Source organism: Streptomyces sp. adm13(2018) (assembly GCF_008042145.1).
Classification (GTDB): domain Bacteria; phylum Actinomycetota; class Actinomycetes; order Streptomycetales; family Streptomycetaceae; genus Streptomyces.
On sequence record NZ_RDBH01000140.1, the window covers coordinates 1 to 11405 of the forward strand.

Sequence of the window (11405 nt, forward strand, 5' to 3'; positions counted from 1 at the left end):
CGGGGAGCGGCGGCGCTCGTCCTGCACGACGTCCTGGCCGACCCTCTGGCGTACGCCATAGGGTCCGGGGGTCCGGTCAGGTCCCCGCCGCCGGGGCGTACGCCAGAGGGTCGGCCAGGACGTCGTGCAGGACGAGCGCCGCCGCTCCCCGTGAGGCGTCGGTGGCGGCGGAGGCGGCGCGCAGGCGGCCCGCCTCCGGGGTCCAGAGTCCGGAGACGACGCGGTCGGAGAGTTCCCCGGCCAGGGCGGGGACCAGCCACGGCATCAGCTGCGGGTAGATCCCGCCGAGGACGACCGCCTCGGGGTCCAGGAGGTTCACGGCGCCCGACAGGGCCCGCCCCAGCATCCGGCCCGCCTCGGCGAGCGCGGCGAGGGCTCGCGGTTCACCGGCCCCGGCACGGTCCGCCAGCTCGGGGATCCCGGAGGCCCGTGCCGCGTCGAGCAGCGCGGCCTGGCCCGCGTACTGCTCCAGGCAGCCGCGCGAGCCGCAGCGGCAGAGCGGGCCCTCGGCGTCGACGACGAGGTGGCCGATCTCGCCCGCGAAGCCGTGCGCGCCGCGCAGGAGTTCGCCGTGGACGACGATCGCGCCGCCCACGCCGATCTCGCCGGTGAGGTGCAGGAAGGTGCGGACGTCGCCGAGGGTGCCGAACCACAGCTCGGCGAGGGCGGCCATGTTGGCCTCGTTGTCGGAGCTCAGGGGGAGGCGTGCGGTGCCGGGGCGGACGGCGGTGAGCGCCTCGCCGAAGAGGCGCTCGGCGTCGACGTCGTACCAGCCGAGGTTGGGCGCCTGCCGTACGGCTCCGCCGGAGACGAGGCCGGGCAGGGCGAGTCCGGCGGCCGCCGGGGCGAGGTGCCGTTCGGCGGCCGTGTCGAGGACGTCGGCGGCGAGCCGGGCGGCGCGGGCGAGCACCTCGGGCGCCCCGGCCGCGCGGTTGTCGAGGCGCTCGGTGCGGCGGACGCGGTCCGTGCCGGTGAGGTCGACGACGCAGGCCGTCACGTAGTCGACGTTGATCTCGACGCCGAGTCCCCCGGGTCCGGTGTCGGCCGGTTTCAGGACGGTTCCCGGCCGTCCCGCCTGCCCGCTGAACGTCTTGCCCGACTCGACGAGGAAGCCCAGGTCGAGGAGTTGCTCGACGAGTGAGGAGACGGCGGGGCGGGTGAGCCCGACCCGGGCGGCGACGGCCGCCCGGGTGGTCTCGCCGGCGTCGTGGACGGTCCGCAGGACGAGGCTCAGGTTGTGCCGGCGCACGCCCGACTTGTCGGCCTTGGGTTCCGTGGGCTGGTTCATGGTGAGCGCGAGCCTAGCCGCCCCGTCCGCCGACCGGGAAACAGCTCTCCCGACGGCCCGCCGCACCGCCCCACCCACACGGTTCGTTCACCGAACCCCGTCCGCCGACGCTCTCTCGGGCCCTCGGCGGCCCGGTGTCAGCAAGGCCGGTGCCGCGGCCGACAGGACCCCCGCGATACGGCCCCAGGCCTCCTCGTCGCGGCCGGCCGCGGGCAGGATCTCGCCCGCACCCGTGCCCCAGGCCGTCGCCAGGGCCACCGGGTCGGCGCCGGACACCGCGGCCGCGGCGAGGGCCGCCGCGCCGAGGGCCACGAGTTCGTCGGCGGCCGGGACCACCAGCGGCCGCCCGGAGAGACGGCGGACGGTCTCGGTCCACACCCGGCCGCGCGCCCCGCCGCCGATCAGGCGCAGCGGCCGGTCGCGGACGGCGGGCGCGGCCGGGTCGAGGCCGCAGGCGGCGAGGAGGTGGTCGAGGGCGCGCAGGACCGTGAAGGCCGCGCCCTCGTAGGCGGCGCCGAGGATCGACCGCGGGTCGGTGCCGTGCCGCAGGCCGGTGACGAGTCCGGCGGCGTGCGGCAGGTCGGGGGTGCGTTCGCCGTCGAGGTACGGCAGGACGACCACGCCGTCACCACCGCTGCCGCCACCGGCTCCGCCGAGGAGGGCGTCCTCGCGGTCCAGGCCGAGGAGCGTGGCGAACCGGTCCACGGCGAGCGTGCAGTTGAGGGTGCAGCCCAGCGGGAGGTGCGTCCCGTCGGTGGCGGCGAAGCCCGCGAGCGCGGGGTCGGCGGGCCGTGCGCGGGTCGCGGCGAAGACCGTGCCGGAGGTGCCGAGGCTGACGACCGGATGGTCCAGGAGCCCCGCGCCGCCGAGGCCGAGGCCGACCGCGGCGGCCATGTTGTCGCCGGTCCCGGCGGCGACGACGACGGTACGGGGCAGCCCGAGGGCCTCGGCTGCGGCGGGGGTCAGGGTGCCCACGGGGCTGGCCCCGCCGGGCGCGACGGTGGGCAGGAGAGCCGGGTCGAGGCCGATGAGGTCCAGGATCTCGGGGTCGTAGGCACCGGCGGGTTCCGCGCTGCTGCCGGACGCGTCGGCGCGTACGGCACCGGAGACGCCGGCGGGCTTCGTGGCGGCGGGGTCATCGGCGCCGGCGGGTTTCCTACCGGCGAGGCGGTCGTCGGCACCGGCGGGCTCCGTACCGGCGGGGTCGACGGCACCGCCCGACTCGGTACCGGCGGGATCATCGGCACCGGCGGGCCCTCTCCCCGTGGGGTCGTCGGCACCGACGGTTCCCGTGCGGTCACCGCCGCCCGCCCCCCTCCCGTACCAGCACGTCCCCGAGGCGTCCCCCGGGTCGGTCACCGCGAGGCCGGTGAGGCGTTCCGTGAGGTGGTCGTGCGGGAGGCGGACCCCCGCGACGGCCTCCGCGTGGCGGGGTTCGTGCTCGGTGAGCCACTGCCACTTCGCGGCGGTCATGGAGGCGACGGGCACCGACCCCGTACGGCGCAGCCAGTCGGCCTGGCCGCCCAGCCGGGTGGCGAGGGCGGCGGCCTGCGGGGCGGAGCGGGTGTCGTTCCAGAGCAGTGCCGGGCGCAGCGGGCGCCCGTCGGCGCCGAGGGTGACGAGGCCGTGCTGCTGTCCGGCGACGGCGATCCCGGTGACCGCCGAGGCCGGGACGCCCGCCTCCCGGACGGCCACGCGGACGGCGGCGACGAGGGCCGTCCACCACTCCTCGGGGTCGCTCTCGCGCGCGCCGGCGGAGCCGGTGACGGTGTGCGGGGCGCGGCCGACGGCGAGCAGTTCGCCGGTGGCGGCGTCGACGGCCGCGGCCTTGGTGGACTGCGTGGAGCTGTCCACGCCGATCACGACGGAGCGCCTGGTGGGCACGCCCTCACCTCTTCCCTGTGGTGCGTCGCCGAAGGTCGTCACGGGAGCCGGTTCGCGCCGGGGGCTGGCGCCGCGGTGCGTCCGTCCCGTATTAGTTATCTCAGAAAACAAATCCCGGGAGCAATCCCCGGAGCAGGACGACAGCACGTCACGCGCACGTCGACAGCGAGAGGGACAGACCATGCCGGAGCTCTTCTCCCCCACCCCCGAGGACCGTTTCACCTTCGGCCTGTGGACCGTCGGCTGGCAGGGCCGCGACCCGTTCGGCGAGGCCACCCGCCCCGCCCTCGACCCCGTCGAGACGGTCGAGCGGCTCGCCGCCCTCGGCGCGTACGGAGTCACCTTCCACGACGACGACCTGATCCCCTTCGGCGCGCCGGAGGCCGAGCGCGAGGCGATCGTGAAGCGCTTCCGGGCCGCGCTCGACCGCACGGGGCTCGCGGTGCCGATGGCCACCACGAACCTCTTCACCCACCCCGTCTTCAAGGACGGCGGGTTCACCGCCAACGACCGGGACGTGCGCCGCTTCGCGCTCCGCAAGACCCTCCGCAACATCGACCTGGCCGTCGAGCTCGGTGCCACCGTGTACGTGGCCTGGGGCGGTCGGGAGGGCGCCGAGTCCGGTGCGGCGAAGGACGTCCGGATCGCGCTCGACCGGATGAAGGAGGCCTTCGACCTGCTGGGCCAGTACGTCACCGAGCAGGGGTACGACCTGCGGTTCGCCATCGAGCCCAAGCCGAACGAGCCGCGCGGCGACATCCTGCTGCCCACGATCGGGCACGCGCTCGCCTTCATCGAGCGCCTGGAACGCCCCGAACTCGTGGGCGTGAACCCGGAGACGGGCCACGAGCAGATGGCCGGCCTCAACTTCCCGCACGGCATCGCGCAGGCCCTCTGGGCCGGCAAGCTCTTCCACATCGATCTGAACGGTCAGTCCGGCATCAAGTACGACCAGGACTTCCGCTTCGGCGCGGGTGATCTGCGCCAGGCGTTCTGGCTGGTGGACCTGCTGGAGACGGCCGGGTACGAGGGCCCGCGCCACTTCGACTTCAAGCCGGTGCGGACGGACGGCTTCGACGGGGTGTGGGAGTCCGCGAAGAACTGCATGCGCAACTACCTGATCCTGAAGGAGCGCGCGGCCGCGTTCCGCGCCGACCCGGACGTGCGGGAGGCCCTGGCCGCCTCCCGGCTGCCCGAACTCGCCGTTCCCACCGCGGCCGACGGACTCGCGGAACTGCTCGCCGACCCCACGGCGTACGAGACCTTCGACGCGGACGCGGTGGCCGCCCGCTCCATGGCCTTCGAGCACCTCGACCAGCTGGCCCTGGAGCACCTGCTCGGGGTCCGCTGACACCCGCCGGCCGTACGACGCCCGGCATGCGGCGCCTGCCGCGCGGCCGGAGACGGCGGACGGCGTCCCGGCCGCCGGACGCCGCCCGTCCCCGCCACGCGGGCGTGGCGCGGCGCGCCGTCACCGCGCGCGTGGCGGAGCGCCCGTCCCCGCGCGCGTGCTTCCGCGACGCGCCCGCGGCGCCGCGCCCCATGTCCCGCCGCGCCCCGTGTCCCGCCCTGCGCGTGGCTCCGCGCCACCCATTCCGCCCCGCGCGCGTGGCTCCGCGCCCCACGTCCCGCCCCGCTTCGTGGCGTCGGCTCGTCGTCCGCGGCCGGCCCTGCGAGACTACGCAGCGCGGGGCAGGCGGCCGGGGAGGCGGCCGGCCCCGTGAAGGCAGAGGAGCCCGAGGAACCCGAGGAGGGCGAGGAACCCGTGATGCGTGTCGCCCTGTTCGTCACCTGCGTCAACGACGCTCTCTTCCCCGGCACCGGGGTGGCCACCGTCCGCCTCCTCGAACGCCTGGGCGTGCGGGTCGACTTCCCGGCCGCGCAGACCTGCTGCGGACAGCCGCAGTTCAACACCGGGTACCGCGCCGAGACCGCGCCGCTCGTCCGCCGCACGGTCCGGGCCTTCGACGGCTACCCGTACGTGGTCACCCCGTCGGGCTCCTGCGCGGCGATGGTGCGCCACCATTACGCCTCGTTCGGCGCGGAGGCCGCGGGGCTGGCCCCGCGCGTGTACGAGCTGACGGAGTTCCTGGTGGACGTGCTCGGGGTGACGGACGTCGGCGCCTTCTTCCCGCACCGGGTGACGTACCACCCGTCGTGTCACGGGCTGCGCCTGCTCGGGCTCGGGGACCGCCCGCGCCGGCTCCTGGAGGCGGTGAAGGGCCTGGAGCTGGTGGAGCTGCCGGGCGCGGAGGAGTGCTGCGGCTTCGGCGGTACGTTCGCGGTGAAGAACCCGGACGTGTCGGCCGCGATGGGCGCCGACAAGATCGCGAACGCGCTGTCCACGGGCGCCGAGGTGCTGTGCGGCGCGGACAACTCCTGCCTGCTGCACGTGGGCGGCATGCTGAGCCGACAGGGGACGCCGCTGCGCACGGTGCACCTGGCGGACGTCCTGGCGAGCACGGAAGAGGAGCCCTGGCGGTGAACGAGACGCACGGCGGGACCTTCCTCGGCATGCCGGCCTTCCCGGAGGCCGCGCGGACGGCGGTCGGGGACACGCGGCTCCGGGCCAACCTGCGGCACGCGACCCACACCATCCGCGACAAGCGGGCACGTGCGGTGGCGGAACTCGCCGACTGGGAGCAGCTGCGCCGGGCCGGCAAGGAGATCAAGGACCGGACGCTCCGGCACCTGGACGAACACCTGCTCCAGTTGGAAGAGAGGGTGACCGCGGCGGGCGGCACGGTGCACTGGGCCTCCGACGCGGCCGAGGCCAATCGGATCGTCACCGATCTCGTCCGCGCGACCGGCGAGACCGAGGTGGTCAAGGTCAAGTCGATGGCCACCCAGGAGATCGGGCTCAACGAGCACCTGGCGGCCGAGGGGATCGCCGCGTACGAGACGGATCTCGCGGAGCTCATCGTGCAGCTCGGCGACGACCGGCCCTCGCACATCCTGGTCCCCGCCATCCACCGCAACAGGGCCGAGATCCGCGACATCTTCCGCGAGCGGATGGGGCGTTGGGGCCGGCCCGCGCCGGAGGGGCTGGGCGACGCTCCGGCCGAACTCGCGGAGGCGGCCCGGCTGCACCTGCGGGAGAAGTTCCTGCGGGCCCGGGTCGGGATCTCCGGGGCGAACTTCATGGTCGCCGAGACCGGCACCCTGGTCGTGGTCGAGTCCGAGGGCAACGGCCGGATGTGCCTCACGCTGCCCGAGACCCTGATCTCCGTCGTCGGAGTGGAGAAGGTGGTGCCGACCTGGCGGGACCTGGAGGTGTTCCTCCAGACGCTGCCGCGCTCCTCGACCGCCGAACGCATGAACCCGTACACCAGCATGTGGACCGGCACGAGCGAGGACGACGGGCCGTCCGCCTTCCATCTGGTGCTCCTCGACAACGGACGCACGGACGCGCTCGCCGACGAGATCGGCCGGCAGGCGCTGCGCTGCATCCGCTGCTCGGCCTGCCTCAACGTCTGCCCGGTGTACGAGCGGGCCGGCGGTCACGCGTACGGCTCCGTCTATCCCGGGCCGATCGGCGCGATCCTCACCCCCCAACTGCGGGGCACGGTCCGCGAGATCGACGCCTCCCTGCCGTACGCCTCCTCGCTCTGCGGGGCCTGCTACGAGGTGTGCCCGGTGGCCATCGACATCCCCGAGGTCCTGGTGCACCTGCGCGAACGGGTCGCCGTCGAGGGCGGGAAGGGACACCGCCTCGAACGGGCGGCGATCAGGGCGGCCTCCTGGCTGCTCGACCACCCGGCCGCCCTCACCGCGGGCGAGCGCGCCGCCTCCGCCACCCGCGCCCTGCACCCGAAACGGCTTCCGGGGCCGGGCGCCGGGCCGTGGTCCGCACACCGGGACCTCCCCGAGCTGCCCGCCGAACCTTTCCGCGACTGGTGGAAGAGGAACCGCTCATGACCGGGGGAAGCTCCGCGAACGACGCACGCGCGCGCGTGCTCGCCAGGATCCGGGCCGCCGTCGCCGACGCGCCCGAGCCCCCGGAGGTCACCCGCGACTATCTCGACCGGCACGGCGCCGAGGACCCCGGCGGCCTCCTCGACCTGCTCCACGAGAACCTCGCCGACTACCGCGCCCACGTCCACCGCACTCCGCCGGAGGGCCTGCCGGAGCTCGTCGCCCGGATCCTCGCCGAGCGGGGTGCCCGCACGGTGGTAGTCCCTCCCGGACTGCCCGAGGAGTGGCTCACCGCGACGCGGGCCGAACCGCGGACCGACGCGCCCCGGCTCACCCCGCACGAACTCGACGGCGTCGACGCGGTGGTGACGGGCTGCGCGCTCGCCGTCGCCGAGACCGGCACGATCGTCCTCGACGGCGGCCCGGGCCAGGGCCGCCGCGCGCTCACCCTCGTCCCCGACCTGCATGTGTGCGTGGTCCGGGCGCCCGACCAGGTGGTGGCATCGGTACCGCAGGCACTCCCCCGACTCGACCCGACCCGCCCGCTGACCTGGATCTCGGGGCCGTCGGCGACGAGCGACATCGAACTCGACCGGGTGGAGGGCGTCCATGGCCCCAGGACACTGGAAGTGATCCTGCTGACCGGGGTCTGAGGCGCTGCGGGGGGCGACGAGCGGGGCCCCGACGGCGCCGGCCGCCCGACCGCCCCGGACGAGCCCGGCCGGTCCACCGCCCGCTCACCGGACCCGGCTCAGACGGTCCAGACACCGTCCCGCATCAGGTGGCGGCCGCCCAGTTCGGGCTCCTCCAGCCAGGCCTCCACGGCGGTGGGCCGGACCCGGAACCAGCGGTACGCGGGACCCGATCTGCGCGGATCCCAGCCGCACTTCGCGGCGAAGCCCTCGATCGCCTCGGTCGGCACGTCGTCGACCGCGAGCGTCGTCACGTCTCCGTCGATCAGCACGACGTCCCGGGTGTGACCGAGGGCCAACCGGGTCCGCGCGCCGGACGCGAGGTTGCGGCCGGTGGGGTTCGTCAGCCGGGTGCACAGCCAGAGGTCCGCACCATCCCAGTGGAAGGCCAGCGGCACCAGGTAGGGCAGGCCGTCGGCACTCGCCGACGCCACCCAGATGTCCACCTCCCCCGCGAGCCGGGCGAGGACGTCCTTCTTGCGCTGCTCGGGCTCTCGGACCGTGGGATGCGTCGTCATGGCCCCGACCCTACGCCGTGTGGATCACGCCGGGGACGTGGGTGCAGAGTGGCGGACCCGCCTCGAAGTTCGAGATCATCCGATCATGTCGGATGACACGCCAGGACAGGATCTCCCGGCCGGCTTCGGGTTCCGGCCGTATCGGGGCGACGAGGACCACGGCCCCATGGCCGCGGTGCGGCTGGGATGTGTCGAACGGGACCGGGTCGACGCCCGTTCGGTGGTGGAAGGGCTCCCGACAGCCGCCGAGATCGCCGAGGCCTCTGCCAAGCTGGACGAGCCGTCCAGGAACCAGGTTCTGGTGGTGCGCGACGGGAGTGTCGTCGGCTACTCGACGATCCGGTGGTGGCAGGAGCGCGACGATACGTGGCTGTACCTGCACCGCGGATACCTCTTGCCCGAGCATCGCGACCAAGGCATCGGATCGGCCATGCTGCGCTGGGCCGAAGAGCGAATCCGCCGGCTCGTCGAAGAACATGGCACGGCGCGGACCGCGGTGATCGGTGCGAACGCCATGAGTTCCGAGCAGGACGCCACGGCGCTTCTGCTCGCCGCCGGCTACCGACGTGTCTTCAGTCTGGTCGAGATGGAGCTTGCCGATCTGCGGCGGTTGCCAGAGCCAGGCACCCAACTCCCAGCCGGGATACGGACGGGGCCGATCGAGACCAGCCACTACCGCGCGGCCTGGAGAACGGTCGTCGATTCGTACGCGGACACCGGCTTCACTCAGAGATGGTCCTTCCAGGACTTCGTCGACACCGCCGACCCGGCCTGTTGGAGGGCTGCCTGGAACGGGCAGGACATGCTCGGCGTTGCCCTCTGCTCCCTCCGCGCCCACGACCACACCGTGGGCGAGGTCGAAGAGCTGAGTGTCCGAACGGACCGGCGACGCCTCGGAATCGGCCGGATCCTGCTGCTGGACGGGCTGCGAAGCCTCCGCGAGCAGGGTGCGACGACGGCCAGGCTGTACACGGGCGCGGCGAATCCGCACCGGTCCTACGATCTCTACGAGAGCGTGGGGTTCCGGAGACAGAACGAGTACGTCCGCTACCGCAAGCCACTCGCTTGATCGACCGGGCATCCCACCCAAGGCCCCGTGCCCGTCCCCGTGGCCGTCGCTAGCCGAGGAACGACAGCCTCACCTGGCGCTCCGGGTTGTCCTTGTTGGTGTCCACCAGGCATACCGACTGCCAGGTACCGAGGGCCAGTTCGCCGTCGACCACCGGGAGGGTGGCGTGGGGGGCGACGAGGGCCGGCAGGACGTGGTCGCGGCCGTGGCCCCGGCTGCCGTGGCGGTGTTGCCAGCGTTCGTCGGCGGGGAGCAGGTGGTGCAGGGCGGTCAGCAGGTCGTGGTCGCTGCCCGCGCCCGTCTCGATCAGCGCCACGCCCGTCGTCGCGTGGGGCGTGAAGACGTTGAGGAGGCCTCCGCGGCCCTGTGCGACCTCGGCCAGGAAGGCGACGCACTCCCCGGTCAGGTCGTACACCGTCTCCGATCCTCCGGTGGTGACGTCCAGTACGCGTGTGGTGAAAGCGTTGCTCATCCCCTCATCGTGGCGGAGCGGGCGGCCTTCGCATACGCCCCACGCGGGCGCCCGCGGAGGTGACCCCGGGTACCGCCGCGCGAGTACGGCGCCGGACGCCCGTCCCGGCCGACCGCCGAGGTCGCGCGGGCCGGCAGGCGCGCGCAGCAGCGGCGGGCCCGGGCCGCGCCCGCCGCTCCCCCCGGCGGGACCCGGGGCTCAGGTCATGTTGAAGTACGGCAGGGGCCCGGCCGGCTGGCCGGCGGTCACCCGGCGGATCACCGCGATCGCGAGGGCCGCGCAGAGGACGCTGATGCTCTGGTCGACCGGGTTGCGGTAGTCGAAGTGGTCGAGGAACAGATAGTGGAACGCGACGGAGAGGGGGCCGTCGGCCAGCCACACGAACCACCAGGCGTTGATCAGCCAGGCGTCGTGGGGCGGGCCGCCTGCCCGGCGGATGTCGAGGGTGATGCGGCGCGGCAGCCACCACATGGCGAGCGGGATGGCCCACGCGCCGATGGAGAAGCCCACCGGATATCTGTGGCTGCCCGGAGCGAGGACCTCGGCGTTGGCGCGGACGCGGAAGAACCAGACGATGAACGCCGCCCAGCACGACAGCTGCAGCACCGCGGGGAAGGGGACCATGTCCTCGGCGAGCCAGGGGGAGTCCTCGCCGCCGCTCGCCATGATGTAGGCGTCGGTGAGGGCCTGGGTGGCGATCAGCGACTGGATCAGGACGGCCGGTCCGACCGGATTGCGGAATCTGAAGCGCGGGCCCCGCACGGCGGCCGGTCCGACCGGCACGTTGTAGGCGTCCATGGAATCCCCCCGGGATGCGGTGACGCCGCCGCGGTGCGCCGCGCCGGCGGTGATCACCGGAATGGTAGGCGCGTTTCGGCCAGGGTGGATGAGGGGGCGCCTACCCCGGTCGGGGACGGTCCGGCCTGGGGCCGCCCGGAGGTGGGGCGTTTCTTGGTCGGAGGCATGGCATGCGGGTGGTTCTCCTCGCGGTCGGGGCATCGGGTGAGCGAAGAGCGCGGCGTGCGTGGAGACAAGCTCTGAACCAGTGGGAGCGCTCCCACTGTGCAGGGGGGACGCAACCGCGTCAAGACGTGCGAAGAGTCGAAGGCCCCCGACGAGAGATTTACTCAACTCCTCTTTTCCTTGACGTCAGTTGACGCTACGGTCTGCCGGACCAGTGGGAGCGGATCCGTCCGGTCGGCACACCGTCATCGGTGTGCCCGTACTGCGAGGAATCGCTCATGCGACATCCCCCACGTCAGTCGACGCCGCCCGCACGAGCGGCCCCTCCGACGGCGCGCACCGCCTTGACGGCTACGGCCACCGGCCGGCACGTCCGCACCTCCCGTGCCCGCCGCCCACACCCGCAGCCGTACTCACATCCGCACCCCCGCCTGTAGCCGTACCCGCACTCCCCCGCGGACCCGCGTCCTCGACCGCGCCATGGAGCGGCTCGACGACCGCGACCTCTCGCACCGGGGCTGGTTCCGGCATGCCCGGAATCCCGACTCCTGTTCCGAACAGCCCCCTCCGCGCCACGGCACACCTCTCTCGTTCGGCACCGGAC

The 11405-nt window shown here is 73.9% G+C and carries 11 protein-coding genes; 6 read left to right on the forward strand and 5 right to left on the reverse strand.

Translation table 11 applies throughout. The features are described 5' to 3' along the window. Positions 1-76: 76 nt before the first annotated feature. Together EAO70_RS27305 and EAO70_RS27310 are read right to left on the reverse strand one after the other, a co-directional pair. A complete protein-coding gene (locus EAO70_RS27305) occupies positions 77-1288 on the reverse strand; it encodes an ROK family transcriptional regulator (protein ID WP_148005563.1) in 1212 nt (403 codons plus the stop codon). Between the two features lie 87 nt (positions 1289-1375). After that, positions 1376-3172 (reverse strand): FGGY family carbohydrate kinase, encoded by a 1797-nt coding sequence (locus EAO70_RS27310; protein WP_148005564.1) that lies wholly within the window; start codon positions 3170-3172, stop codon positions 1376-1378. A gap of 181 nt (positions 3173-3353) precedes the next feature. On the opposite strand from EAO70_RS27310, the gene xylA reads away from it, so the two are divergent. The 4 genes from xylA (at position 3354) to EAO70_RS27330 (ending at position 7740) form a co-directional block, all read left to right on the forward strand. Then, positions 3354-4523 carry a xylose isomerase gene (gene xylA / locus EAO70_RS27315; RefSeq protein ID WP_148005565.1) on the forward strand — a complete coding sequence of 390 codons (1170 nt, stop codon included), beginning with the start codon at positions 3354-3356 and terminating at the stop codon, positions 4521-4523. 417 nt (positions 4524-4940) lie between these two features. Then, positions 4941-5657 carry a (Fe-S)-binding protein gene (locus EAO70_RS27320; protein WP_148005652.1) on the forward strand — a complete coding sequence of 239 codons (717 nt, stop codon included), beginning with the start codon at positions 4941-4943 and terminating at the stop codon, positions 5655-5657. Between the two features lie 29 nt (positions 5658-5686). Further along, the gene (locus EAO70_RS27325; RefSeq protein ID WP_148005653.1) at positions 5687-7090 is read left to right on the forward strand and encodes a lactate utilization protein B; all 1404 of its coding nucleotides are present in this window, start codon (positions 5687-5689) and stop codon (positions 7088-7090) included. After that, on the forward strand, positions 7087-7740 hold the full coding sequence (locus EAO70_RS27330; RefSeq protein WP_148005566.1) for a lactate utilization protein C: 654 nt from the start codon (positions 7087-7089) through the stop codon (positions 7738-7740). Before EAO70_RS27325 ends, EAO70_RS27330 begins: the two co-directional genes overlap by 4 nt. A 98-nt stretch (positions 7741-7838) precedes the next feature. Here EAO70_RS27330 and EAO70_RS27335 read toward each other — a convergent pair whose 3' ends face one another. Then, entirely contained in the window at positions 7839-8297 is a 459-nt protein-coding gene (locus EAO70_RS27335) for a pyridoxamine 5'-phosphate oxidase family protein (protein WP_187284065.1), read from the reverse strand. A gap of 85 nt (positions 8298-8382) precedes the next feature. Between EAO70_RS27335 and EAO70_RS27340 the strand changes: the two genes are divergently transcribed. Next, complete coding sequence (locus tag EAO70_RS27340) at positions 8383-9366, forward strand: GNAT family N-acetyltransferase (protein WP_148005567.1); 984 nt, start codon at positions 8383-8385, stop codon at positions 9364-9366. Positions 9367-9415: 49 nt separating this feature from the next. On the opposite strand, the gene EAO70_RS27345 is transcribed toward EAO70_RS27340, so the two are convergent. Together EAO70_RS27345 and EAO70_RS27350 are read right to left on the reverse strand one after the other, a co-directional pair. Further along, entirely contained in the window at positions 9416-9838 is a 423-nt protein-coding gene (locus EAO70_RS27345) for a YjbQ family protein (RefSeq protein WP_148005568.1), read from the reverse strand. A gap of 198 nt (positions 9839-10036) precedes the next feature. After that, on the reverse strand, positions 10037-10636 hold the full coding sequence (locus tag EAO70_RS27350; RefSeq protein ID WP_187284066.1) for a DUF4328 domain-containing protein: 600 nt from the start codon (positions 10634-10636) through the stop codon (positions 10037-10039). 549 nt (positions 10637-11185) lie between these two features. On the opposite strand from EAO70_RS27350, the gene EAO70_RS38545 reads away from it, so the two are divergent. Beyond that, a partial coding sequence (locus EAO70_RS38545) for a hypothetical protein (RefSeq protein WP_222723489.1) occupies positions 11186-11405 on the forward strand: 220 nt, incomplete at its 3' end.

Bases quoted from the DNA above. Each gene is read 5' to 3' on its own strand.
- xylA (WP_148005565.1), top strand. From the start codon at position 3,354: ATGCCGGAGCTCTTCTCCCCCACCCCCGAGGACCGTTTCACCTTCGGC.
- EAO70_RS27330 (WP_148005566.1), top strand. From the start codon at position 7,087: ATGACCGGGGGAAGCTCCGCGAACGACGCACGCGCGCGCGTGCTCGCC.
- EAO70_RS27320 (WP_148005652.1), top strand. From the start codon at position 4,941: ATGCGTGTCGCCCTGTTCGTCACCTGCGTCAACGACGCTCTCTTCCCC.
- EAO70_RS27335 (WP_187284065.1), bottom strand. From the start codon at position 8,297: ATGACGACGCATCCCACGGTCCGAGAGCCCGAGCAGCGCAAGAAGGAC.
- EAO70_RS27345 (WP_148005568.1), bottom strand. From the start codon at position 9,838: ATGAGCAACGCTTTCACCACACGCGTACTGGACGTCACCACCGGAGGA.
- EAO70_RS27305 (WP_148005563.1), bottom strand. From the start codon at position 1,288: ATGAACCAGCCCACGGAACCCAAGGCCGACAAGTCGGGCGTGCGCCGG.
- EAO70_RS27325 (WP_148005653.1), top strand. From the start codon at position 5,687: ATGCCGGCCTTCCCGGAGGCCGCGCGGACGGCGGTCGGGGACACGCGG.
- EAO70_RS27340 (WP_148005567.1), top strand. From the start codon at position 8,383: ATGTCGGATGACACGCCAGGACAGGATCTCCCGGCCGGCTTCGGGTTC.
- EAO70_RS27350 (WP_187284066.1), bottom strand. From the start codon at position 10,636: ATGGACGCCTACAACGTGCCGGTCGGACCGGCCGCCGTGCGGGGCCCG.